This window comes from Polaromonas sp. P1_F9 (genome assembly GCF_056405615.1).
This window is the reverse complement of the sequence record NZ_JBFUBT010000002.1, coordinates 628,094-653,097: the sequence shown is the minus strand read 5'-3', so window position 1 is coordinate 653,097 and position 25,004 is coordinate 628,094. Positions and strand designations below refer to the sequence as shown.

At 59.4% G+C, this 25,004-nt stretch carries 23 protein-coding genes; 21 read left to right on the top strand and 2 right to left on the bottom strand.

Annotation, left to right across the window (positions count from 1 at the left end; translation table 11 throughout):
• Positions 1–24 precede the first annotated feature (24 nt).
• From AC1DYR_RS08340 to nagZ, 14 genes are all read left to right on the top strand, one after another.
• A complete protein-coding gene (locus AC1DYR_RS08340; protein WP_477704674.1) occupies positions 25–567 on the top strand; it encodes a hypothetical protein in 543 nt (180 codons plus the stop codon).
• The gene (rpoE, locus tag AC1DYR_RS08335; protein ID WP_457279382.1) at positions 564–1,208 is read left to right on the top strand and encodes an RNA polymerase sigma factor RpoE; all 645 of its coding nucleotides are present in this window, start codon (positions 564–566) and stop codon (positions 1,206–1,208) included. Before AC1DYR_RS08340 ends, rpoE begins: the two co-directional genes overlap by 4 nt.
• Before the next feature lie 104 nt (positions 1,209–1,312).
• Positions 1,313–1,921 carry a sigma-E factor negative regulatory protein gene (locus AC1DYR_RS08330; protein WP_477704673.1) on the top strand — a complete coding sequence of 203 codons (609 nt, stop codon included), beginning with the start codon at positions 1,313–1,315 and terminating at the stop codon, positions 1,919–1,921.
• Between the two features lie 36 nt (positions 1,922–1,957).
• Positions 1,958–2,986 (top strand): MucB/RseB C-terminal domain-containing protein, encoded by a 1,029-nt coding sequence (locus tag AC1DYR_RS08325; protein ID WP_477704672.1) that lies wholly within the window; start codon positions 1,958–1,960, stop codon positions 2,984–2,986.
• A gap of 123 nt (positions 2,987–3,109) precedes the next feature.
• Positions 3,110–4,573: a DegQ family serine endoprotease gene (locus tag AC1DYR_RS08320; RefSeq protein WP_477704671.1), complete on the top strand. Its 1,464-nt coding sequence runs from the start codon at positions 3,110–3,112 to the stop codon at positions 4,571–4,573.
• Between the two features lie 571 nt (positions 4,574–5,144).
• Entirely contained in the window at positions 5,145–6,956 is a 1,812-nt protein-coding gene (lepA, locus tag AC1DYR_RS08315) for a translation elongation factor 4 (RefSeq protein WP_457279378.1), read from the top strand.
• An 11-nt stretch (positions 6,957–6,967) separates the two neighbouring features.
• Entirely contained in the window at positions 6,968–7,939 is a 972-nt protein-coding gene (lepB, locus tag AC1DYR_RS08310; RefSeq protein WP_477704670.1) for a signal peptidase I, read from the top strand.
• A gap of 72 nt (positions 7,940–8,011) precedes the next feature.
• Entirely contained in the window at positions 8,012–8,353 is a 342-nt protein-coding gene (locus AC1DYR_RS08305) for a DUF4845 domain-containing protein (RefSeq protein WP_457279376.1), read from the top strand.
• Positions 8,354–9,055, top strand: a complete 702-nt coding sequence (gene rnc / locus AC1DYR_RS08300; RefSeq protein WP_457279375.1) for a ribonuclease III — start codon at positions 8,354–8,356, stop codon at positions 9,053–9,055.
• Positions 9,056–9,228: 173 nt separating this feature from the next.
• The gene (era, locus tag AC1DYR_RS08295) at positions 9,229–10,176 is read left to right on the top strand and encodes a GTPase Era (RefSeq protein ID WP_477704798.1); all 948 of its coding nucleotides are present in this window, start codon (positions 9,229–9,231) and stop codon (positions 10,174–10,176) included.
• Positions 10,177–10,413: 237 nt separating this feature from the next.
• Positions 10,414–11,163 (top strand): DNA repair protein RecO, encoded by a 750-nt coding sequence (recO, locus tag AC1DYR_RS08290; protein WP_477704669.1) that lies wholly within the window; start codon positions 10,414–10,416, stop codon positions 11,161–11,163.
• 12 nt (positions 11,164–11,175) lie between these two features.
• Complete coding sequence (locus AC1DYR_RS08285) at positions 11,176–11,982, top strand: pyridoxine 5'-phosphate synthase (protein WP_477704668.1); 807 nt, start codon at positions 11,176–11,178, stop codon at positions 11,980–11,982.
• Positions 11,983–12,121: 139 nt separating this feature from the next.
• Positions 12,122–12,520 (top strand): holo-ACP synthase, encoded by a 399-nt coding sequence (acpS, locus tag AC1DYR_RS08280; protein ID WP_477704667.1) that lies wholly within the window; start codon positions 12,122–12,124, stop codon positions 12,518–12,520.
• 63 nt (positions 12,521–12,583) lie between these two features.
• The gene (gene nagZ / locus AC1DYR_RS08275) at positions 12,584–13,642 is read left to right on the top strand and encodes a beta-N-acetylhexosaminidase (RefSeq protein ID WP_477704666.1); all 1,059 of its coding nucleotides are present in this window, start codon (positions 12,584–12,586) and stop codon (positions 13,640–13,642) included.
• Between the two features lie 139 nt (positions 13,643–13,781).
• Here the strand turns inward: nagZ and AC1DYR_RS08270 are convergent, their stop codons facing one another.
• Both AC1DYR_RS08270 and lysS read right to left on the bottom strand, forming a co-directional pair.
• On the bottom strand, positions 13,782–14,288 hold the full coding sequence (locus tag AC1DYR_RS08270; RefSeq protein WP_477704665.1) for a YgjP-like metallopeptidase domain-containing protein: 507 nt from the start codon (positions 14,286–14,288) through the stop codon (positions 13,782–13,784).
• A 132-nt stretch (positions 14,289–14,420) separates the two neighbouring features.
• Positions 14,421–15,941, bottom strand: coding sequence for a lysine--tRNA ligase (gene lysS, locus AC1DYR_RS08265; protein WP_477704664.1), 1,521 nt, complete (start codon positions 15,939–15,941; stop codon positions 14,421–14,423).
• Positions 15,942–16,095: 154 nt separating this feature from the next.
• On the opposite strand from lysS, the gene AC1DYR_RS08260 reads away from it, so the two are divergent.
• The 7 genes from AC1DYR_RS08260 to glnT all read left to right on the top strand — a co-directional run bounded on the left by AC1DYR_RS08260 (position 16,096) and on the right by glnT (position 24,986).
• Complete coding sequence (locus tag AC1DYR_RS08260) at positions 16,096–17,580, top strand: lipid II flippase MurJ (protein ID WP_477704663.1); 1,485 nt, start codon at positions 16,096–16,098, stop codon at positions 17,578–17,580.
• A gap of 25 nt (positions 17,581–17,605) precedes the next feature.
• Entirely contained in the window at positions 17,606–18,424 is an 819-nt protein-coding gene (locus tag AC1DYR_RS08255) for an aldolase/citrate lyase family protein (RefSeq protein ID WP_477704662.1), read from the top strand.
• The gene (locus tag AC1DYR_RS08250; RefSeq protein WP_477704661.1) at positions 18,421–18,975 is read left to right on the top strand and encodes a sugar transferase; all 555 of its coding nucleotides are present in this window, start codon (positions 18,421–18,423) and stop codon (positions 18,973–18,975) included. The genes AC1DYR_RS08255 and AC1DYR_RS08250 overlap by 4 nt, the downstream gene beginning before the upstream one ends.
• Before the next feature lie 122 nt (positions 18,976–19,097).
• Positions 19,098–20,471, top strand: a complete 1,374-nt coding sequence (gcvPA, locus tag AC1DYR_RS08245; RefSeq protein ID WP_477704660.1) for an aminomethyl-transferring glycine dehydrogenase subunit GcvPA — start codon at positions 19,098–19,100, stop codon at positions 20,469–20,471.
• Between the two features lies 1 nt (position 20,472).
• Positions 20,473–21,897, top strand: coding sequence for an aminomethyl-transferring glycine dehydrogenase subunit GcvPB (gcvPB, locus tag AC1DYR_RS08240; RefSeq protein ID WP_477704659.1), 1,425 nt, complete (start codon positions 20,473–20,475; stop codon positions 21,895–21,897).
• A 9-nt stretch (positions 21,898–21,906) separates the two neighbouring features.
• The gene (gene asnB, locus AC1DYR_RS08235; protein ID WP_477704658.1) at positions 21,907–23,661 is read left to right on the top strand and encodes an asparagine synthase (glutamine-hydrolyzing); all 1,755 of its coding nucleotides are present in this window, start codon (positions 21,907–21,909) and stop codon (positions 23,659–23,661) included.
• Positions 23,662–23,681: 20 nt separating this feature from the next.
• Complete coding sequence (gene glnT / locus AC1DYR_RS08230; RefSeq protein ID WP_477704657.1) at positions 23,682–24,986, top strand: type III glutamate--ammonia ligase; 1,305 nt, start codon at positions 23,682–23,684, stop codon at positions 24,984–24,986.
• Positions 24,987–25,004 lie beyond the last annotated feature (18 nt).

Here is a 25,004-nt window from a genome sequence, read left to right as displayed (position 1 = left end):
CTCACGCACGTCAAACAGCCTGCCTTGAGCCTGCACAACGCCCCGCCGGTTGTTTATCCGCTGGGGCGTTCGCGTTTTCTGGGCACTATTTTGTTGGGTTTATGGCTGTCCGGGCTGCTTTTAGCCATGCTCTGGTATTTCAACGGAAGCCGTCAGCTGGATTGGCGCATCGGCCTGGCACTTACTGCCGCGTTGGGCGCTGGTGTGGCAGCACATATCGGTTGGCAAAATTCTCCGGCGGGCCACTTGGCATGGGATGGCGAAGTGTGGCGCTGGGAGAGCCCGGGATACCAGGCGGGCGTCGCCGAATATGAGCTTTCAGTCCTTGCCGATTTTCAACACTATTTACTGCTTCGGCTTGAAAATTCTGCTCACGCACGGTTATGGCTCTGGGTGGAGCGCGGCGTCATGCCGGAGCGATGGCTGGACCTGCGCCGCGCGGTCTACTCGCCGCACAAGTCGTCTTCCACCTTATCGCCGCATGATTTTCTGCCGGCAGAACCCGTGCCGGCTGTGGCAGTATCGGGGTCTATGCGCCCAGTTGAAGCCACATCACAAAACCCATGAGCGCTGACCTGCCTCCGCCTCAACTGGAAAAAGCAACCGACAGCGATGCCATGCTGGTGGAGCGCACCGTTGCAGGCGACCAGAAGGCATATGAACTGCTGGTCATCAAATATCAGCGGCGCATCCAGCGCCTGATAGGCCGTATGGTGCGCGATGTGGACCTGGTGGAAGATATCGCCCAGGAAACGTTCATCCGCGCCTACAGGGCCTTGGCGCAGTTCAGGGGCGAGGCCCAGTTCTACACATGGCTTTACCGGATCGCGGTGAATACCGCCAAAAAGGCCCTGATGGACCTTAAACGGGATCCAACCGTCTCTGAAAACTCCTTTAAATCGGGCCAAAGCGATGAAAGCGATGAAACTTCCCCGCTTGAAAACGAACTAACAAGCTCGGAAACGCCGGAAGCCGTACTGGCCACCAAGGAAATTGCTGAAATCATCAATGCCGCCATGGAAGCCTTGCCTGAGGAGCTTCGCCAGGCCATTACCCTGCGCGAAATAGAAGGGCTGAGCTACGAAGAGATTTCAGAGGCGATGGATTGCCCCATCGGTACAGTGCGGTCCCGGATTTTCAGGGCGCGCGAGGCAATTTCGCAGAAGGTAAAACCGTTGCTGGAAAACCAGAGCGGCAAGCGTTGGTGAAGCCGCAGCACCCAGGGGCCATCCATGAAACCACGAATCAGATCCCGTATTTTGAGCCTTTCAAAACGGCAGTTCGGCTGCCCACGAACATGATGAAACCGTCAATGCAAACCAGCGAACTCATGTCTGCCCTGGCCGATGGCCAACTGGACGGGGACGAAGTTGCGGCTGCGCTCGATGCCAGCCGGCACGACGACTCAGCGGTCGCCGCCTGGGACACCTATCACCTGATTGGCGATGCCTTGCGATCTCCTGCGCTTCGGAGCAAAAGGGCGGACGTGGCCTTTTTGGCGCGCTTGAATCAGCGCCTTGCCCAGGAAGCCCCGGCCGGTTCGAGTTTTCACCCTGCTGCACCGGCTCTGGATGTTGTTCGGGTCCCCGTGCAGGCAATGTCCCAGCCGCGTGGCGAAGCCTCCAATGACAGCGATTTCCGCTGGAAGCTGGTGGCAGGGGTTGCCTCACTCGCCGCGGTGGCGGCCATTGCGTGGAACGCCTCCAGTTCGCTGGCACCCGGCTCGGCGCTGCAGCTTGCCCAGGCGCCACTGTCACAACAGGTATTGGTTGCTTCTCCCCAAGGTCCGATGGTGCGGGACGCCCGGCTGGAGGAACTGCTGGCTGCGCACAAGCAGCTGGGGGGCACATCGGCCCTGCAGGAGCCCTCGGGTTTCTTGCGCAATGCCACCTTTGAAACGCCACAAAATGCAGGACGCTGAGCGGGCGTCTGCTTGCCGCCGGGCGCTGAAAATACCATGAAATTCAAGCTATTTCGCCTTCTGGCCCTTGCGGGATGTGCGCTGCCAGCTATGAATTTCGTAGCGGCACAGGTGCCACCGCCGGCCCCTGCTGCGACGCCCGTGGAATCCCGCAACATCAACGATTGGCTGATGCGCATGCACGAGGCTTCCAAAAAGCGCGCGTATATCGGCACCTTTGTCGTCTCTTCCGGTGGCGCCATGTCCAGTGCGAAGATTTGGCATGTTTGCGAGGGCGACCAGCAAATGGAGCGGGTAGAAACGCTGACGGGGGCACCGCGCTCGATTTTTCGCCATAACGACCAGGTAGTCACCTTCATGCCGGACCACAAGGTGGTTCGCAGTGAAAAGCGCGAGTCGCTGGGTATGTTCCCCCAGTTGCTGCAGTCAACCGATAACCGGATTGCCGACTATTACAAGGTTCGTCAGGAAGGTACCGAGCGCGTGGCGGGCGTTGAGGCCGATATCGTGCTGCTGGCGCCCAAAGACAACATGCGGTTTGGCTACCGGGTCTGGACAGAACAGAAGAAAGGCCTGGTCGTGAAGCTGCAGACGCTCGATACCGACGGCAAGGTCCTGGAACAGGCAGCATTTTCAGAATTGCAGCTCGATGCCCCGGTCAAAATGGACAAGCTCCTCCAGATGATGGGCAAGGTCGACGGTTACCGTGTGGAAAAGCCGGTTCTCGTGAAGACCACGGCAAGCGCGGAAGGCTGGCTCCTGAAAGCGCCTGTGGCGGGCTTTAAACCCATGAGTTGCTACAAGCGGCCGGCGATGGCATCGGCGCCTGCCGGCATCGCGACCGGTGAAGAGCCCCTGCAGTGGATTTTTTCGGATGGTTTGGCATCGGTGTCGATTTTTGTTGAACCGTTCGACCGCCAGCGCCACGGCCAGGAATCAAGCCTGTCGATGGGTGCCACCCAGACGATGACCCGGCAGCTCGACGCCTATTGGGTCACCGTGATGGGCGAAGTCCCCATGGCCACCTTGAAGCTTTTTGCGGGCGGGCTGGAGCGCAAGAAATAATATGCACCGGCGCTCCTGGTAATTTTCTCGGGGCTTACGTGCTGCAACAGTTTTCTCCGGCGCTGGCCTTGGGTTGCCGCCGGGTGTGATGGCCGGATGACAACATTTATGACGAGGCTGATGATGCTTGAATTGAACTGGAAACCCCTGCGCTCCTGCCTGACGGCGGCCATCGTAGGAAGCACTGCGTTCCTGGCGGTGCTGCCGGTCGCGCCGGTCTGGGCGCAGAACCGCACATTGCCGGATTTCACGGACCTGGTGGAGCAGGTGGGTCCTTCGGTGGTCAATATCCGCACCCTGGAGAAAGCCAAGGCAGTGGCTTCCGGAAGTGCCGACGAACAGATGCTGGAATTCTTCAAGCGCTTTGGCATACCGATCCCCCCCAATATGCCCCGCGCACCCCGGCCGGACCGCAGTCCTCAGCCTGACGAAGATCAGCCACGCGGCGTCGGGTCGGGGTTCATCCTGACGGCCGACGGCTTTGTGATGACCAACGCACATGTGGTCGAAGGCGCCGATGAAGTCATCGTCACGTTGACCGACAAGCGCGAATTCAAAGCCAAAATTATCGGTGCGGACAAGCGCAGTGACGTTGCCGTCGTCAAGATCGAGGCGACGGGGCTGCCCGCAGTGAAGATCGGCGACATCAACCGCCTCAAGGTCGGGGAATGGGTGATGGCCATCGGTTCGCCATTTGGCCTGGAAAACACCGTGACCGCAGGCATCGTGAGTGCCAAGCAGCGGGATACTGGCGATTACCTGCCCTTCATCCAGACCGACGTGGCCATCAACCCCGGCAACTCCGGCGGGCCCCTGATCAATATGCGCGGTGAAGTGGTGGGCATCAACAGCCAAATTTATTCGCGCTCCGGCGGCTTCCAGGGCATTTCCTTTTCCATTCCCATAGATGAGGCAGCGCGCGTGTCCGATCAGCTGCGCACGAGCGGCAAGGTGACGCGGGGCCGCATCGGTGTGCAGATTGACCAGGTCACCAAAGAAGTGGCGGAATCGATTGGCCTGGGCAAGGCCCAAGGCGCACTGGTCAGAGGTGTTGAGAGCGGCGCACCCGCGGAAAAGGCGGGCGTGGAAGCCGGTGACATCATCATCAAGTTCGACGGCAAGCCGATAGAAAAATCCAGCGACTTGCCGCGGATGGTCGGCAACGTGAAGCCGGGTACCAAGGCCGTGGTGACCGTCTTCAGGCGTGGCGCGAGCAAGGACCTTTCGGTCACGATCGGTGAGGTTGAGGCCGAAAAACCTGCGCGCAAGGCTTCGGCTGGCCCTGAACCCAAGTCCCCGGTGGCGGGTGCCGCGCAAGCTTTGGGTCTGGCTGTTAGTGAAGTGCCCGACGCGCAGAAGAAAGAGCTGAAGATCAAGGGTGGCGTCAAGGTGGACACCGCCGAAGGGGCTGCTGCGCGGGCCGGCCTGAAAGAAGGCGACGTGATTGTGGCGATTGCCAACTCCGAAGTCACCAGCGTCAAGGAATTTGAAGCGGCCCTTGCCAAAATCGACAAGTCCAAGGCCATCAATGTGTTGTTCCGCCGGGGCGAGTGGGCGCAATACGCATTGATCAGGCCTTCCCGCTGAAGGCGCCACCTAGGGGCGCTTTCTCGCGGCGGCGCGGCAAGGAGCATGTGAAGCTGCCTTTAACCCCCATACCCTGCCGGGCTATGGGGGTTTTTTGATATCTGGCGCGGGAATTTGGTGTTTCGCAAAAATATATTTTGCGAGGAGCCGGACCTGATTTTTTGTTAGTGGTCGCTCACAATAAAGTGCCCATGGACCGTTTTCGGTAGAATATAAGCTCGCGCCTGCGTTATTTCGATATATCGGAATGGCTAAAGACCCGGTTTCTCTCTTTATTTTGAGTAATACCGAACGCTCCACAGATCACCCACAAGTTGTCCAGAGACAAGCAGTATAAAATTGTGAATAAGTTGTGCATAAGTTCCATGTTGCTAGCCTGCAACGACAAAAATATGGCCATTTCGGGACTGTTCGGCTCCGGCTTTTTGCCTACAATGAAGTTCCAACTATCGCAGTTGCCATAGATTGTTGGTTCAGGGCGCGTCGCTACTCGACGCGCCCTTTTTTATGGCCCTCGCGAATTCCATTCAATCTCTTCGCAATACTTTCAAGTACTTAGGCGTTCTCGTTGATGAATCACATCAGAAATTTTTCGATCATTGCCCACATTGATCACGGCAAATCCACGCTGGCTGACCGTCTCATCCAGCGCTGCGGCGGTTTGCAGGACAGAGAGATGAGCGCGCAGGTTCTGGATTCGATGGATATTGAAAAAGAGCGTGGGATAACCATCAAGGCGCAGACCGCTGCGCTCAAATACAAGGCACTCAACGGCGAGGTCTACAACCTCAATCTGATCGACACGCCGGGCCATGTTGACTTCTCTTATGAAGTGAGCCGCTCGTTGTCCGCATGCGAGGGTGCGCTGCTGGTGGTCGATGCGAGCCAGGGCGTGGAGGCGCAAACGGTCGCCAACTGCTACACCGCGCTGGACCTCGGCGTGGAAGTCGTGCCGGTGCTCAACAAGATGGACTTGCCGCAAGCCGACCCCGATAACGCCAAGCAGGAAATCGAAGAAGTGATCGGCATCGACGCGACCGATGCGATTCCCTGCAGTGCCAAGACAGGCATGGGCATCGATGAAATCCTGGAGGCCGTCGTTGCCAGGATTCCGCCGCCCAAAGGTAATCCAGGCGGCCCACTGCGCGCCATGATCATTGACAGCTGGTACGACGCTTATGTGGGCGTCGTCATGCTGGTGCGTGTTGTGGACGGCCGGCTTGCCAAGGGTGACCGCATCAAACTGATGGCCAGCGAGGCGATGTACAACGCCGAGCAATTAGGCGTCTTTACCCCGCATACCGAGCCTCGCCAGGCACTCGAATCCGGCGAGGTGGGTTTTGTCATCGCTGGCATCAAGGAGCTTCAGGCGGCGCGGGTCGGCGACACCGTGACCCTGATCAAGCCCGGGACAGGCGGTGCTGCCTTTACCGCCACCGAGGCCTTGCCCGGCTTCAAGGAAATCCAGCCTGCGGTGTTTGCCGGCCTGTATCCCTCGGAGGCCAGCGAATACGAATCCCTGCGTGACGCACTGGAAAAACTCAAGCTCAATGATGCGTCGCTGCACTATGAGCCGGAGGTCAGCGAGGCGCTGGGTTTCGGGTTTCGCTGCGGTTTCCTGGGGCTGCTGCACATGGAGATCGTCCAGGAGCGGCTCGAGCGGGAATTCGATCAGGACCTGATCACGACGGCCCCCAGTGTGGTCTATGAAGTTCTCCAATCCGACGGAACCCTCCTCAAGGTTGAAAATCCCTCCAAAATTCCCGACGGCGGAAAGGTTAACGAGATCCGCGAGCCCATCGTGACGGTGCATCTTTACATGCCGCAGGACTACGTCGGCGCCGTCATGACGCTGGCTAACCAGAAGCGCGGCATCCAGCTGAACATGGCCTACCACGGCAAGCAGGTCATGCTGACCTACGAAATGCCGCTGGGCGAGATCGTGCTGGACTTCTTCGACAAGCTCAAGTCCGTCTCCCGCGGCTATGCGTCGATGGACTACGAATTCAAGGAGTTCCGGGCATCCGATGTGGTCAAGGTGGACATCCTGCTGAACGGCGAAAAGGTCGATGCGCTGTCCATCATCGTCCACCGCAGCCAGTCGGCCTACCGCGGCCGGGCGGTGGTGGCCAAAATGCGCGAGATCATTTCCCGGCAACAATTCGATGTGGCCATCCAGGCGGCGATCGGGGCCAATATTATTGCGCGTGAGACAATCAAGGCGCTGCGCAAAAACGTGATCGCCAAGTGCTACGGCGGCGATATTTCACGCAAACGCAAACTCCTTGAAAAACAAAAAGCGGGTAAAAAACGCATGAAACAAATCGGTTCCGTTGAAGTCCCCCAGGAAGCCTTCCTGGCCATTTTGCAGGTGGAAGATTGATGCGCGGCGCAATGAGCACGATCACGGCCGTGGTGCTGGCCGCCTTTGTGGGTTATGGCGCTGCCTGGTACTTCGGCATTGTGGACGGAAACTTTTCCCTGCTACTGTTCCTGGCGTCGGTGGTCACCGGGATTTACTGGCTGGCCGAGCGGTTTTACTTTTTGCCGCAGCGCTACCGTGCGGCGGCGGCATTTGAGGAAAGTGCTGCCAGGCGGCAGGCTGAGCTCGCCGGCAAAGGCATCAGCCAGGTCGACAACCATGTTGACGAAGCCAGAACCCGGCTCATCATGCAGCCCTGGTGGCTGGACTGGACCGCCGGCCTTTTCCCGGTGATCGTGGTGGTTTTCCTGTTGCGCTCCTTTCTGTTTGAGCCCTTCAAGATTCCTTCCGGCTCCATGATCCCGACCCTGCTAGTCAACGATCTGATCCTGGTCAACAAATTCCATTACGGCGTTCGCTTGCCGGTGCTCAATATCAAGGTACTGGACAACAACACCCCGCAGCGCGGCGATGTGATGGTATTTCGCTACCCGCCAAAGCCGAGCCTGGATTACATCAAACGGGTGGTGGGGGTGCCCGGGGATGAGGTGGCCTACCTGAACAAGAAGCTGACCATTAACGGCAAGCCTCTGGTCAAGACGCCTTTGCCCGACTTTTTTGACGAAGATATTTTGCGTTATGCAAAACAGTTCGAAGAGGTCAATGGGACGAAGAAATACCGCCTGCTGAATGACGAATCCCGCCGGGCAGGCCTCGATGAGCGGGAGGTCATGGACTTTCCTTTCAAGGAAAATTGCCGTTACAGTAGCGAGGGCGTTGTCTGCAAAGTGCCTGAGGGGCAGTATTTCATGATGGGCGATAACCGCGATAATTCGCTGGATTCCCGCTATTGGGGATTTGTTCCCGATAAAAACATCGTCGGCAAGGCCTTTTTTGTCTGGATGAATTTCGGCAACCTCAAACGTATCGGTTCTTTCGAGTAGCCACTGTTTCGGCACACTTTGGTGTACCAGGGGCAATATGACAGAACTTCCTAGTCAGAGCAGGAGAAAAAAATGAAACATCGTCAACGTGGCATTTCCTTTATTGGCCTTCTGTTTGTAGGCATCGTTCTTGTATGTGGTGGCATTTTGGCTGCCCAGGTTGCCCCGACGCTGATTGAATATCAAGCCATCCTCAAGGCCGCCGGAAAGGCGAGGGAAGGCAACACCGTGGCTGAGGCCAGAACTATCTTTGACAAGGCCGCCCAGATTGACGACATCAAGTCAATTACCGCCAAAGATATCGAAGTGACCAAAGAGGGTGACAAAACTGTAGTGTCTTTCGCCTATAACAAGGAAATTCACATGGCCGGCCCAGCTTATCTGCTGCTCAAGTACAACGGCCGTGCCAAGTAAGTGCGAGCGAGTGCTACCTCAAGTCCTGGTTTGCTGGCACTGCAAAAGCGCCTGCAGCATGATTTTTCCGACCCAAGGCTGCTCCAGCAGGCGCTGACACACCGCAGCTTTTCGACCGACCATAACGAGCGTATCGAGTTTCTGGGCGATTCCGTCCTGAACCTGGCTGTCGCGGGGCTGCTCTACGAGCAACTGAGCACCCTGCCTGAGGGCGATCTTTCACGTGTGCGGGCCAACCTGGTCAAGCAGGACACTCTGCACAAACTTGCCGTCGTGCTTGGCCTGCCGGACCTGGTACGGCTGGGTGAAGGTGAGGCAAAATCCGGAGGACAGAAGCGGCCCTCCATCCTCGCCGATGCGCTGGAAGCTGTGATAGGAGCCGTTTACCTGGACGCCGGCTTTGAGGCGGCCAACCTGCTGGTGCGCCGGCTGTTCAAGGACGTGGAAATCAACCCCCAGATGCAGGCCATCGGCAAAGATCCGAAAACCGAATTGCAGGAGTGGTTGCAGGGGCGCAAAATGAACCTGCCGATTTACCGCGTGGTGGGCACCATGGGTGCGGCCCACAAGCAGACCTTCGATGTGGAATGCGAGATCACCGAGTATGGCCGGGCCGAGCGCGGGATCGGCGGCTCCCGCCGGGCCGGCGAACAAGCCGCCGCCGCCGCCATGCTGATGTTTGTCAAGACACTGGATTCCTGACTCCGCGCCGGCAGCCTCCGAAGGCCGCAGGCCAACACACCAAGATTATGAGTACAGGTAAAAAAGAACCGAAAAAACCGGTAGCTGCTGCGGCGACTCCCTCTGCAGTCGCGCCGAAAAAGCGTCAAGCCAAAGCCCCGCAAACCGTGCAGCCGCCCGATGCGCTGGAAGCCATGCTGGCGCAGGCCCTGTCTTCGCGCGGCGCGGCCGTGCCGGCCACCGCTGACACGCCGCCTGCCGGCGAGCAGCGCTGCGGCCTGATCGCCATCGTCGGCAAGCCCAACGTGGGCAAGTCCACCCTGCTCAATGCCCTGGTGGGGCAAAAGATCAGCATCACCTCACGCAAGGCCCAGACCACGCGCCACCGCATCACCGGCATGCGCACGGTCGAGGCAACGCAGTATGTCTTCGTGGACACGCCGGGCTTCCAGACCCGGCACGGCAACGCGCTGAACCGTTCGCTGAACCGCACCGTGGTCGGCGCCGTCAATGATGTGGACCTGATTGTCTTTGTGGTCGAAGCCGGCCAGTTCAACCAGGCCGACGCCAAGGTTCTGGCCCTGCTGCCCGAGAAGACGCCCGCGATCTTGCTGGCCAATAAATTTGATTTGATTCACCGCCGTGCCGAGATCGCACCCTGGCTCAAGGAAATGCAGGAGCGGCACAATTTCGCCGAGTTCGTGCCCATGTCTGCCAACAACGCCAAGGACATCGAGCGCCTGTTCGGCATCTGCGAAAAATACCTGCCGGTCCAGCCCTGGATGTATGGTGCCGACGAATTGACCGACCGCAGCGATCGCTTCATGGCGGCGGAAATCATCCGCGAAAAGCTGTTCCGCCTGACGGGCGACGAACTTCCCTACACCTCAACGGTCATCATTGACCAGTATGAAGAAGAGGGTGCCCTGCGCAAGATTGCCGCCACCATCGTGGTGGAACGCGACGGCCACAAGGGCATGATCATTGGCGAGAAGGGTGAAAAGCTCAAACGCATCGGCACTGAAGCCCGGCACGAGCTTGAGACCCTGACCGGCGGTAAGGTGTTCCTGGAAATCTGGGTGAAAGTCCGCTCCGGCTGGGCCGATGACGAGGCACGGGTCAAGACGTTCGGGTATGAATAGATGTGGCCCCCACGGTCGCTCACTTCGTGTAGCTCCCGAGGCCTTGCAGGCCGCGGCTCGCGAGACGCTTCGCCTCTGTCGCCCGTCCAAGCCTGCGCAGGCAGGCTTGGAGCCGCGGGCTCCAGCCCCTCGGGGGCCGCTGCGCCTGTGGCCCGGCGAAGCCGGTTCCACGGCCCCTGCTTGAAGGGGGAATCCGCACAGTGCCTGCTGCGGGTTTTCCGCCTGACGCTCTGAACCATGGCCACCAAACGTATTGGTGACGAGCCCGCCTACGTCCTGCACCGCTACGACTGGAGTGAGTCCAGCCTGATTCTGGATGTGTTTACCCGGAAATATGGCCGGGTGGCTCTGGTGGCGCGGGGGGCCAAAAAGCCGAGTTCCAGTTTCCGGCCGATCCTGTTGCCTTTGCAGCCGCTGCATATCGCCTTTGGCGGCGATGCCGAAATCCGTACTCTGAAAAGTGCTGAGTGGCAGGGCGGTCACGTCATGCCTACGGGGGATGCCTTGCTGTCGGGTTATTACCTCAACGAGTTGCTCATGCGCCTGATGGCGCGTGACGACCCGCATCCCGTGCTGTTTGACGCCTACGCCGCCACGGTGCAATTGATCGCTGCGCAAAGTGCCGAAACCCTGCAGTTGGCGCTGCGCGCATTCGAGTTGCGGCTGCTGCGCGACATCGGTCTTTTGCCCCTTCTGGACGCAGAAACCGCCACGCTGGCGCCGCTGGGCCCGGACACCCGCTATGTACTGGTGCCTGAGGCCGGGCTACGGCAGGCGCATGACGACGACCGCGTCAGCCTGCCCGGCAGGCAATGGCAGGCGCTTCAGCAGGCGCTGGGCGACGAGGCCATGTTTTCCGACACCGTACGGGCCTGTATCCCCGGTTTCAATGAGCTCAAAACCCAGTTGCGCAGCCTGCTGCACTACCATTGTGGCGTGAAGGTCCTGAAAACCCGGCAAATGATGATGGACCTGCAAGCTTTCTAACGAGCAACCGCCATGAAACTCCTTTCACCCGCTCCCCTCGTGTCCCATGTGTATGACAAGACCGCGCTGTCGGTCAACGTCAACAAGGTCGCCTTGCTGCGCAACTCCCGGCACCTGGACATTCCCAGCGTGCGGCGCGCCGCCGAGCTGTGCCTGGAGGCCGGCGCCCAAGGCATCACGGTGCACCCGCGGCCCGACGAGCGGCATATCCGCCCTGACGATGTCTTTGAACTCGCCGCGCTGATGAAGGACTGGCCTGACCGCGAATTCAACATCGAAGGCAACCCGTTCCAGAACCTGATGGGCTTTGTGCACGACCTGGCCGCCAGGGGCCTGCCGCTGCACCAGTGCACCTTCGTGCCCGACAGCGAAGACCAGTTCACCAGCGACCACGGCTGGAATTTCCCCGAAGACGCGGAGCGCCTGCAGCCCCTGATAGAACAGGTGCATGACCGCCGTGTGCGGGTCAGTCTGTTCATGGACCCGGTTCCCGAGGCCATGGCGGCGGCCAAGGCCGTGGGCGCCGACCGGGTGGAGTTTTATACCGAGACATATGCGCGCGCATGGGCAACCCCGAAAAAAGCCGAAGTTCTGGCACGCTTTACCCGTGCGGGCCAGGCCGCTGCGGCGGCCGGCCTGGGCATCAACGCCGGCCACGACCTGAACTGCGACAACCTCACGGAGTTTGTACGCGAAGTCCCTGGCGTGCTGGAGGTGTCGATAGGCCACGCTTTTGTTGCCGACGCGCTTGAGTTGGGTTACGCCGCGACCACCAGGCGTTACCTGCACTGCATCTCCCAGGCGTTTGCCCCCGCATGATTGGAGCCCCCACGCTCCCCCACTGCGTGTGGGTCGCTGCCCCCCGAGGGGGCCGCCCGCCTGTGGCCCGGCAAAGCCGGTTCCACGGCTCGAGCTGGCCTGTTTTGTGTCACCTTACGGCAGCGACTGTGCGGGCAGAATGATCTACGGAATCGGTACTGATATTTGTGATGTGCGCCGCATCCGCGCCAGCCTTGAGAGGCATGGCGAACGTTTTGCCCGCAGGATCCTGAGCGACGGTGAACTCGCCACCTGGAAGCAGCGCAGCGCCCGCTGGCCCGATCGCGGCGTCAGCTACCTTGCCACCCGTTTTTCAGCCAAAGAGGCTTTCAGCAAGGCGATCGGCACCGGCATGCGCATGCCCATGACGTGGCGCAGCTGCGAAATCACCAAGGCACCCAGCGGCAAACCCGAGATCGTGCTGCACGGCACACTCAAAGCGTGGTTTGAAGCCCACCAGCTCACTGCCCATGTGTCCGTCACCGACGAAACCGATTACGCCGCCAGTTTTGTGGTCGTAGAGAAAAATAGCCCCTAGTGCCTGTCAATATTGCGCCGGCAGCTATCAATTTAATAGTATCTAATTCCTGATTTCAAACCCATGACCCAGCACGCTCCCCTCATCATCGACATCGCCGGCCTCACGCTGACCAAGGCCGACCGCCGGCGCCTCAAGCACCCCTTGACCGGCGGGATCATCCTGTTTGGCCGCAATTGGCAAGACCGCCGACAGTTGAGCGCGCTCTGTGCAGAGATCAGGAGCATCCGGCCGGATTTGCTGATTTGCGTGGACCACGAAGGCGGCCGTGTGCAGCGCTTCAGGACGGATGGTTTTACCCACCTGCCGCCCATGCGCGCGCTGGGCTCGCTGTGGATGAAAGACCAGCTTGCGGCCACCAACGCCGCCACTGCCTGCGGATATGTGTTGGGTGCAGAGCTTCGCGCTTGCGGCGTTGACTTCAGTTTCACACCGGTGCTGGACCTCAATTGGGGTGAAAGCGGGGTCATCGGCGACCGTGCCTTTGGCCGCGACCCGCGCGTCGTCACGCTGCTCGCCAAAAGCCTGATGCACGGTTTGCTGCAAGCCGGCGTCGCCAATTGCGGCAAGCACTTCCCCGGCCATGGTTTCGTCAAGGCCGACTCCCACACCGACATTCCCGTCGACAGGCGCAGCCTGAAGGCCCTCCTGGCAGACGACGCCGCGCCTTACGAGTGGTTGAACACCGCGCTCACCAGCGTGATGCCCGCGCACGTGATTTACCCCAAGGTGGACGCCCGGCCGGCAGGTTTTTCGGAAAAGTGGCTGACTTACATCCTGCGCGGCCAGCTGGGTTTTGGCGGCGCGATTTTCAGCGACGACCTGAGCATGGCCGGCGCACGCCTCATTGACGGCAAGGAAGTCAGCTACACCGAGGCTGCCGTCACGGCCCTGAATGCCGGCTGCGACATGGTCCTGCTGTGCAACCAGTCGGTGGGGGAGGGCAAACCAGTGGACGAACTGCTGGACGGTATGGCCGAGGCGCTGCTTAAGGGTCAATGGGAAGCACTGGAGTCCAGCGAACTGCGCCGGCTCGACCTGCTGCCCGCCACCCCGGCCCACGAATGGGACGAACTGATGCTGCACCCGGCATACATGCACGCGATGGGGCTGATTCCCTGAGGCTGCGTTTTGGTGGCTGCGGAATGCTATGAAATTAATAGCTGGTAGCGCATATTCCTATTGGGCCTCAGGCCTGTTTTCCATGAAATATGGCCCGGTGACCGGGCTCTGCAAGCATCGCGCTTGCCAGAGGCCTTCCTCAGGCCGAAGGCCACTCCAGCCGGCCCGCCGCATCCATATGCGTCAGGTACACCCGCAGGTCAAATTCATACTGGTGGTAGCGCGGCTCCATATGGGTGCAGAGTTGGTAAAAAGCCTTGTCATGTGCTTTTTCCTTGATATGGGCCAGCTCGTGCACCGCAATCATCCGCAAAAACTCTTCGGGCACTTCCCTGAACAGCGTGGCCACGCGGATTTCACGCTTGGCTTTGAGTTTGCTGCCCTGGACCCTGGAAACGGTGGTGTGTGTGCCCAGCGCATGGGCAATCACGTGCAGCTTGCTGTCAAACGCGACTTTGGAGAGCGGCTCCGAGCTGCGTAAAAACTCGCTTTTGAGCCCCATCACGTAGTCGTACAGGGCCTTGTCCGTCCGCACGCCATGGGCAAGGGGGTATTTGGCAAGCAGCACCTCGCCCAGCCGGCCTTGTGCCAGCAGCTGCCGCACTTGTGCGATGAGGTTTTCCGGGTAACCGGCGAGGTATTTCAATAGCACCCCCGTCCAGGCTCACTGCGTGTAGCCTGTTCCCCCCTCAAGGGGGCGGCGCCTGCGGTCTGGCAAAGCCAGTCCCGCGGCCCCTGCTGGTGTGGAATCGGGGATGGCGAAGTGAGCGATCGTGGGCTAAACCTCACGTCGCAGCGCGGGGAAGAGAATCACATCGCGGATGCTGGGGCTGTCGGTCAGCAACATCATCAGCCGGTCTATGCCGACCCCACAGCCGCCGGTCGGCGGCATGCCGTACTCCAGCGCGCGGATGAAGTCGTGGTCATAAAACATGGCTTCGTCGTCACCGCTGTCCTTGGCGGCTACCTGGGCGTTAAAGCGCGCGGCCTGCTCTTCAGCGTCGTTCAGCTCACTGAAACCATTGCCGAATTCGCGGCCGGTGATGTAGAGCTCAAAGCGTTCCGTCACCTCCGGGCGGCTGTCATTGGCGCGGGCCAGGGGGGAGATTTCCGTCGGGTGCTCCATGATGAAGGTCGGCTGCCAGAGCTTTTCCTCGACCAGCTCCTCAAAGTACAGCACCTGCAGGCTGGCCAGCGAACGCGTCGAGAGGCGGTCTTTTTCCTCGTTCATGCCCAGCTTGCGCAGTGCATTGGTTAGCCACACGGCGTCATCGACGTTGTTGCCGGCTTCGGTGTGCTTGAGGATGGCTTCACGAATGGTCAGGCGGGCAAAGGGTTTGGCGAGGTCGACTTTTTCTTCCTTGCCGCCGTAGCTCAGCTGCAGCGTGCCCACTGCTTTCTGGGCCGCGTCGCGAATCAATGCTTCGGTGAAGTCCATCAGGTCGTTGTAGTCCCAATAGGCCGCATAAAACTCCATCATGGTGAATTCAGGGTTGTGCCGTACCGAGATGCCCTCGTTGCGGTAGCTGCGGTTGATCTCGAAGACGCGGTCAAAACCGCCGACGATCAGGCGCTTGAGGTAAAGCTCCGGCGCGATGCGCAGGAACATCTCCTGGTCCAGCGCGTTGTGGTGCGTCTTGAACGGCTTGGCATTGGCACCGCCCGGGATGGGGTGCAGCATCGGCGTCTCGACCTCGAGGAAGTCGTGGCCGACCATGAATTCGCGGATAGAGCTGACGGCCTTGCTGCGGGCGGTGAAACGCTTGCGTGCCTGCTCGTCGGTGATCAGGTCCACATAACGCTGGCGGTATTTTTGTTCCTGGTCGGCCATTCCGTAAAAATCGCCGGGCAAGGGGCGCAGGCTCTTGGTCAGCAGGCGCACGCTGGTGGCGTGGATGGACAGCTCCCCGGTCTTGGTCTTGAAGACCTTGCCTTCTGCCGCGACGATATCGCCCAGGTCCCAGTGTTTGAAGGCGGCATAGAGTTCTTCGCCGATTTCGTCGCGCGTGAGGAAAATCTGGATACGCCCGGTGCTGTCCTGCAAGGTCGCAAAGCTGGCTTTTCCCATCACGCGCTTGAGCATCATGCGGCCGGCGATCTTTGCGGGAACTCCCTCGGCGGCCAGCGTCTCGCCATCCTTGCCGCCGTGCATGGCGTGCAGCTTGCCCGCGTGGTCGGACGGCTTGAAGTCGTTCGGGAACGCAATCCCCTGGCTCCGGATGGCCTTGAGCTTTTCGCGGCGTTCCGCGATCAGCTTGTTTTCGTCTTGGGCGGGGGGCAAGGTGTTGTTATCGGACATGGTCAGAAGTGTGAAAACGATCGGAGCGCCCGCTATCAGGCCGGTTTTGTGGCTGTTGCGGATAAAGCGCCAAACCGTTGATTTTAGTTTTTTAAGTGGCTGGTTTCCCCATTCAGGGCCGGCTGCCCCTATTTAAGCCTTGATAATCCCGCCTATGTACCTGCGCGCCGGCGTTTTTTCCCTGGGTTTGCTCATGGCCAGCCGCCTGCTCGGCCTCCTGCGGGAATCGGCCCAGGCCGCTGCTTTTGGCGCTACCGGGCTTGGCGACGCGGTGATTGTGATGTTCACCCTGCCGGACTTGCTGGTCGGCATATTGTTCAGCGGCGCCCTGGGTTATGTGTTATTGCCGGAATGGGCGCGCCAAACGCCTGCGCAGCAGGATGCCAGCCAGAAAAAGGTTGCGCGGACGCTGCTCGGCACTGGTCTTGCATTGGCCTTGCTTATCTGGTTGCTCCGGGAAGCTGTGATTTATGCATTGGCGCCGGGCCTTCAAGGCGAGATGGCAATGCTTGGTGCCCATTCGCTTGGTTGGAGTGCCGCCGCACTGCCGCTGGCCCTTCTCGGCGCTTTATGGGCTACGCGGCTTCAACATGAGCGCGATTTTGTCGGCATGTATGCGGGTAATCTGATCATTAACCTGATGTTGGTCGGTGCCTTGTTTGTTGTTTCGCCGGCAGCGCCCGGGGGGCAGATCGTTATGGGGCTGGGCTGCGTGCTGTTGCTGGCCATGGCGGGTCGCCTCGGCTGGCTGGCTTGGCGGCTGCCTAAAACGGCGACCCACGATACTGCAGGTGCAGATCAACCAGCCGTTCCATTGCCCGGCGCGAGCGTGTGGCTTTGGGCCGCACTGTCCTCAGGCTTGTTGCTGCTGCTTCCACTAATAGGTCGCAGCATGGCGTCCCAGGCAGGAGAGGGCGTGCTTGCCAGCTTTAATTACGCCTGGAAGCTGGTGGAGTTGCCGCTGGTGCTGGCGATACAGCTGGTTGCCGCTCTGGCATTTCCTGCGGTTGCAGCTACCGAAGCTGGCACTGACGCGAGACAGAGGGCGCTGCAGACGGCTTTTTTGCTGGCCTGGACGCTGGCCTGCATGTCAATCGCCGTGGTCGGAACGTCCTCTCTGCCAATCACCTCTTTATTGTTTGGCTGGGGTCGCATGAATGCCGAGTATCTGCGGCTGATTGCAGATGGAGGCGCGATTGGCATATGGTCGTTGCTGCCACACGCTCTGATGGCCGTGCTTCTAACTGTAATGGCCACAGAGCGGCGCATGCATATCGCGGTTTGGGCGTATGCAGCAGGAGCCCTGGCGTTGGCTTGTATTGCCGGGGTCGGACTGGCCAGCGGAATGCGGGTCATGTGGGCCCTTAACGCAGTGCTTGCCGGTGTGGCGCTCATGATGATGCTGGCAGAACGTCGCAGCGTTTCTCAGGCCTTGCCTTGGCGGGCCATGCTGGCGCCGTTGCTGGTTTGTATGGGGCTGGTCCTCCTGAAGCCCTGGTTACCTGTTTGGAACCTGCCAGGGGCGTTGCTGGCCTGCTTTTTATACGCGGCCGCCGTGATGGTCGCCGCAGTGACGGCCAGCCCCGTTCTACGAGGGGCGCTGCTCGCCAGGGCTGAGCGCAACAGTGGCCCGAGCTGATCAATAATTACGCCAAAGCTGTCCCATGATTGATTTCCTAGCCATTACCAACCAAGCCGACTTCGCGCAACAGTGCGACCAGATGCCGGGCATGCGCATCTTTGTGGACCTCGAACGCAACGGCAAGGCGGAACGCCAGGCAGGCCGAAACACCTTTATCAGTACACATCAGATGGGTGATGTGCCCGCAATCCGGGCCGTGCTGCAGCGGTCGCCGCTGATGGTTCGCGTCAATCCCTACCAACCATCGGATCCGAAGGCCAGCAAAACCGAGGTGGATGAAGTGCTTGCGGCAGGTGCTGACCTGGTGATGCTGCCGATGTTTACCAATGCAAGTGAACTTCAGGCGTTTATAGGCTTGGTGGCTGGGCGTGCGCCTGTTGTGGCATTACTGGAAACCGCAGGAGCCCTGGCGTCGCTGGATGAATGGATAGCCACGCCAGGGCTCCGCGAGGTCTTCGTGGGTCTTAACGACCTGCACCTTTCATTGGGGCACCGCTTTATGTTCGAACCACTGTTGCAAGGGCATGTGGAGCGGGTTGCGGTTGCCGCGCACAAACAAAATCTCCGTTTTGGCTTTGGCGGCATTGCGCGTGTCGGGGAAGGGCAGTTGCCGGGGCAGGACGTGCTGGCCGAACACCTGCGGCTGGGATCGCGGGCGGTCATCTTGTCTCGCACCTTCAGCGGTGGCGGAGGGGGGCGTTCTTTCCGCCAGGGGGTTGAGGAACTTCGCAGAGCCGAGCAGGCGCTTGCAGCCCGGACCGCTGCTCAGGTCGAGGCTGATCGCGCCAGAATTGTGGACTTGATTCGTTTGCTGGCGGAACCTGTTGGACAAGGCGCATGAAGCGGCTGATGGATGTTGTTTTTTCGCTGGCCGCGTTGCTGGCCTTAAGCCCGATACTGATCCTGACGGCAATAGCTATCGCACTGGAAGGGGGTTTCCCGGTGATTTTTCGGCAGACTCGTATTGGTCTGGGCGGACGCGAGTTCGAGATGTTCAAATTTCGAAGCATGAGGAAGAACGCCGCGGCCACCGGTCCCTATTTCACCGAGACAAATGATGTCCGGATAACCCGGGTCGGTCGCCTGATCCGCCGCACAAGCATTGACGAACTGCCTCAAATAATCAATGTCCTGCGCGGCGATATGAGCCTGGTAGGCCCCAGGCCAGATGTGCCGGCCCAGCGTGGCCTCTATACCGCTGATGACTGGGCGCGGCGCTGCAGCGTCCGGCCAGGAATCACTGGACTGGCGCAGGTGAACGATCGTTCGGACAGTACGTTCGAGCTTCGCCTGCACTTTGATCTTGAATACGTCGATCAGGCAACCTGGTGGCATGACTTGCAGATTATGTGGATGACTGCGCGCCAGCTCGGTGGGAAGCAGTCAAACTGAGCGGGCCATCATCACGTGCGCGACGCATACTCAGGTGCCAAACCCTATAATCCGGCTATCGCGATCCCCAACAGCTCCTCCCCCGCTGCAACTACGTGAACCAAAGACAAGCTGAATCTGTCATGGAGCAAAAGCCGATCGGCTACAACGTTCACACGGGCTCCGACCGGCAGGCGATGCTCGAGGCGATGGGGCTTTTTTCGGTGGAACAGCTGTTTGCCGATGTGCCGCAGCAGGTCCGCCTTCGGCGCGAGCTTGACATCCCTCCTGCACTCAGCGAATGGGAGCTGATGCGTGATGTCATGGCGATGGCCGGGCTGAACCAGACAGTGCTCACGCATTCAAATTTTCTCGGCAGCGGCGCCTACGAACATTACATTCCGGCCGTTGTCGATGCCATCGTCTCTCGCGGTGAATTCCTCACGGCCTACACGCCGTATCAACCTGAAATGAGCCAGGGGTTGCTGCAGGCGCTGTTTGAGTTTCAGGTGCTCGTGGGCAGATTGTTGGGCCAGGAGTCCGTCAATTGCTCGGTTTATGACGGTGCGACGGCGCTTGCCGAGTCGTGCTGGATGATGTGTTCGGTCAGTGGCAAGCGCCGCATTGTGGTGGCTCAGGCCCTTTGGACCGAATACCGCGAAGTGCTGACTACCTATCTGGAGCCGCGAGGTGTGCGGCTCGATAGCGTAGGGCATGACGCTGGCACTGGCCAGATCGACGCCGCAGCCGTAGCCGCATTGTTAGTGTCTGGCGATATCGCCGGTGTCGTGCTGCAAAGCCCCAACGCTCTTGGCGTTGTCGAGGACGTTGCAGCAATTTCCCCGATTTGCAAACAGGGGCAGGCGCTGCTTGGCATATGTGTCAACCCGCTGCTTTGCGGGTGGATTGAAGCGCCTGGCAAACTCGGTGCCGACGTTGTTGTCTGCGAAGGCCAACCCCTTGGTTTGCCGCTCAGTGCAGGCGGGCCTTATGTCGGCATCATTGCCTGCAGTAAACCGCTTGAACGGTACCTGCCGGGCCGGCTGGTCGGCCGGGTGCACGACCTCAACGGCAAACTTGGTTATGCGCTGGTCAAGGAAGATCGCGAGCAGCACGTGGCACGCGACAAGGCGACCAGCCACATTTGCTCCAACCAGGCGCTCAATGCGATTCGCGTGGCGATCTACCTGGCGTGTCTGGGTGACGCAAATTTCATGCGAATCGCTGAGGCTAATGCGGCGAATGCAGCCTTGCTGCACGAGCTGCTGGTTGCACTGCCCGGCGTCAAGGCGCTGCGCAGCGGCGCTTTTTTCAACGAGTTTTCGATCGAATTGCCTGTTGCCGCCACGGCCTTTTGTGCGCGCATGCACAAGCTCGGATTTTTCGCGGGTGTGCCGGTCGCGGCCGCTCTGGCGGGTAGTGAGCGCGGTCTGTTGGTCGCGGTCACTGAAACCAAATCCCGCGCCGATATCGAGGCTTATGCCGCGCATGCGCGAGCTTGCCTGCAGGAGTGCTGAGATGGCCGCTACGTCCGCTTCTCAGACCCTCACCGAACTGCACCGCCCCGGCGCGGCCAGCGATGTTTTTGCCGGACGCCTGCCCAGGAAGGCGCCTACGCTGCCGATTTTTGCACGACCCCGTACCGCCATTGGGCTGCCTGAAGTCAGCGAGGTTGACGTCGTCAGGCATTTCACTCGCCTGAGCCAGGAGTCGCATGGTGTCGACAACGGGCCCTATCCGCTGGGCTCGTGCACGATGAAATACAACCCGAAGCGCAATGACGAGCTTGCACGCCTTTCGGGTTTTGCCGATGCCCACCCGATGCAGGACACCGACACCCTGGGCGGCGTCTGGGAAATGTACGAGCGGCTGCAATCCATGATTTGCGAGGTCACGGGCATGGATACCTGCTGCCTGGCGCCCGCCGCAGGCGCCCATGGCGAACTTGCAGGCCTGCTGGTGATTCGCGCCCATTTCGCGCGGCTGAATAACCAGCGCCCGGTGGTATTGGTACCTGACTCGGCACATGGCACCAATCCGGCATCGGCTGCTATGGCGGGCTTTGACTGCCGTATCGTGCCATCCGACCTCAAAGGCCGGGTCGACCTCGCCGCGCTACGCGGAATGCTGACTCCCGATGTCGCGGCTTTCATGCTGACCAATCCTTCAACCCTGGGCCTGTTTGAGGACCAGATCGTCGAGATTGCCGACGCAGTTCATGCCAACGGCTCGTTGCTTTATTACGATGGTGCCAACCTCAATGCGCTGATGGGTATCGTGCGCCCCGGCGACATGGGCTTTGACGTGGTTCATGTCAATGTTCACAAGACTTTTTCGACGCCGCATGGCGGCGGTGGACCGGGCGCCGGACCCGTCGCGGTCAAGGCCGCGCTGGCTGCCTATCTGCCGAGCCCGGTCGCAGTCCGAAAGAACGGCGTGGCTCAACGAGACGACGACAGGCCGCTTTCCATCGGCCGCATGAAAAGCTTCCACGGCCATGTTGGCGTGTTGCTGCGTGCTTACGGCTACATGCGCACTATGGGTGGGGCCGGCTTGCGCCAGGCGTCCGAAAATGCGGTGCTGAACGCCAACTACCTGCAGCACCGGCTCGCGCCCATGCTGCCACCGGTTTACGACCAGTTCTGCAAGCATGAAACCCTGTTGTCGGGCGAGAAGCTCAATACATCAGCACGCCAGTTCGCCAAGCGGCTGATCGATTACGGTATCCATCCGCCAACGCTGGTAGGTGCGGGCTGCGTTTATTTTCCCGGTGACCTCAAGTCGGCCATGTTGATCGAGCCGACCGAAACAGAGACCAAGGCCAGCCTGGACTACCAGGTGGAAATTTTTCAGCGGGTCTTTGATGAGGATGCTACCGACGAAGCGCTTGTCGAAAGGGCACCGCTGAGCCGAAAAATTGCACGAATTGATTTGAAGACTTAAGGATTTGCCATGTGTGGAATAGCTGGCGTGGTCAACGCTGCGGGTACGACCAAAGATGATGTCTGGAAGATGATCGACTGCATCAAGTATCGTGGGGTCGATGAGCAGGGGGTGGAGGACCTAGGGCAGGCGGTGCTGGGTCACGCACGGCTTGCGGTGGTGGATCCCGAAAACGGCATGCAGCCCATGTCGAGTACCGACGGCAAGGTCTGGGTTGTTTTCAACGGCGAAATCTTCAATTTCATCGAGTTGCGCGAACAGCTCAAGGCCAAGGGCTACAAGTTCAAGTCGCGCTGCGACACCGAGGTGCTGGTGCATCTGTGGTGCGAAAAGGGTGAAAAAATGCTCGACGACCTGGTCGGTATGTTCGCATTTTTTATCTGGGACCAACGAACAGGAACCGGCATGCTTGCGCGTGACCGCCAAGGCATCAAGCCGTGTTTCTATGCCTCGTACCAAGGGGGCATGGCTTTCGCCAGTGAAATAAAGGCCATCCTTGCGCTGCCGAAATTTGAACGCAAAGTCAATGAATCAGCACTTGGCAATGTCTTTACCTTCAACTATTGCCCTCCGCCGGAGACCTGCTTTGAGGGTATTCGCCATCTGCCGCCCGGCACTTTCATGCGCTATGGTGCGGGCAAGTTCTCCGAACCTGTGCGCTACTGGAGCTGGCCTCTCGATGGCCCTCGTGTTGAAGCGTCTCAGGAACAGCTTGAGCAGGCACTCAACGAGGCGATCAAGCTGCAGATGCGGTTTGACGTCGACGGTGGCCTGTTTCTTTCCGGCGGTGTCGATTCGTCCGTAATCGCCAATCGGCTGGTACCGCAATGGAATCGGCCACAGCTCGACGCAATTGGCCTGCGCATCGAGGACAAGGGGTTTTCGGAGTATTCCTATGCCGAGCGTGTGGCATCGGAGCTAGATATCAATCTGAAGCCGCTTGATATCAAGCCAGCCGACATTCCCGAGATTGCACAAACTGTGGTGCGGCACGCGGAACAGCCGCACGGTGATTTTTCATTCTTCCTGTTCTTCCTGCTCTCGCGTGAAGCGCACAAGCAGGGGAAAATCGTGATGTTCACGGGTGATGGACCCGACGAGGTGATGCTCGGTTTCCGTCACAACGAACAGTTTTTCTCGGAAATGACCCGTACCAATTTTCCGATGCGGAGTTACTTCGACCTGATCAGCTACAGCACCGAAAAAGACCGTCAGCGGATGATGAGCCCGGCTTTTTTCCCGCACACCCAGGGCGCCCTGGATAGGTTCATGGAAATCATCGAACCGTTCGGCGACCTTGAGCCGGCAGAGCAGGTTGCCGCCTATGAACTCAACTCGCTGATGCCAGGCAACAATTCGGTCAAGGGTGACCGTATGGGGGCCTGCTGGTCAATCGAGGGCCGCGCGCCTTTTCTTGACCACCGTGTCAGTGAAATGTTTGCACGTCTTCCGGTGACTTCAAAGTTCCGCGATGGCATCGGCAAGCATTTTCTCAAGCAGGCCGCCGCTAGCTATTTCGACCACGATTTCGTCTTCCGTCCCAAGACCATGCCGACCCTGCCGATTGGCGAATGGATCAAAGGGCCGCTTTATACCTGGGCACGCGATGTGCTAAACCTGCCTGATGGCGGCCGCTTCGACCGCAATGAGCTGCTGGTGATGCTGGAGGAGCACCGCAGTGGTTTGCACAACCATACGAAACAGCTGCGTACTCTGTTGATGACGAAGCTCTGGCTGCAGGAATTTTTCCCCGAAAACGCATAATTAAAGACGGAAGGCCGGACATGGCAGATTTTGATTACTACCTCGCGCAGTTTGTCGATATTCATGGCCGGCCAAAGGCGAAACTGGTGCCAGGCAAGCACAAGGAAATGATCTTTGGGTCGGGTGCGGGCTTTGCGGGCTTTGCGATCGCCGGTATGGGAATGGGTCCTCATGGCCAGGAGTTCATGGCCGTTGGTGACCGCAATAGCGTGCGTCCCGTGCCCTGGATGGCGTCGACCGCAAGTGTGAGCTGTGATGGACATGTCGATGGCAAGCCACATGCGCTCGATTCACGTGTGATCGCCAAGAAGGCGATTGCCGCCTTTCGCAAGGCCACCGGCCTTGAATTTTTCTCTGGCCTCGAGCCCGAATTTTTTCTACTCAAAGCAACCGTCGCCGGTGGATACGAGGTTGCCACTGGCTCTGAGTCGCTTGACAAGCCTTGTTACGATTTCCGGCACCTGTCGTCGGTGTCGGACTTTCTCATGGAGTTGCGTGCCGCGCTCGAGGGGGCGAATATCGACGTGTATCAGATTGACCATGAAGACGCGAACGGTCAGTTTGAGATGAACTTCACCTATGCAGACGGCCTGCGTACGGCAGACAATCTGACCTACTTCAAAATGGCGGCGACGGCGATCGCGAAAAAGCACGGCATGCTGTGTTCGTTCATGCCGAAACCGTTTGCCGAGCGCTCAGGTAGCGGTCTGCATATGCATATGTCGGCCGGCAAAAAATTTGGCGATAACGCTTTTGAGGATAAGGACGATCCGCGCGGCATGGACTTGAGCCCGTTAGCCTATCATTTCCTCGGTGGATTAATGGCTCATGCTCCGGGATTGACGGCCATCGCAGCCCCCTGCGTCAATTCCTACAAGCGATTGGTCTCGCGCGGCTCGCGCTCTGGTGCGACATGGGCGCCTGTCAATATTGCCTGGGGCAACAACAACCGGACTGCATTTGTGCGCATCCCGGGAGGGCGGCTTGAGTTGCGCGTTCCTGATGCCTCATCAAATCCTTATCTGCTGACCGCCGCCATTATTTACGCCGGCTTGGACGGCATCGAGCGCAAGCTTGATCCCGGGGCACCGTGCGACGAAAATCTTTACGAGATGAGTCTGGATGAGCTTAGTGCACGAGGTATCCGGCGTTTGCCGGCTTCGCTGCCAGATGCAATAGAAGCGCTTGAAGTCGACGCTGTACTGGGCCTCGGATTAGGACAGGCCTTTATCAACGAGTTTGCGCAGATGAAGCGCCTTGAGTGCGACGAACTGATGCTGAACATTTCGCTCGCCGAGTTCCGCCGTTATGTCGATTTTTTCTGAACCCCATCGGACCACGAT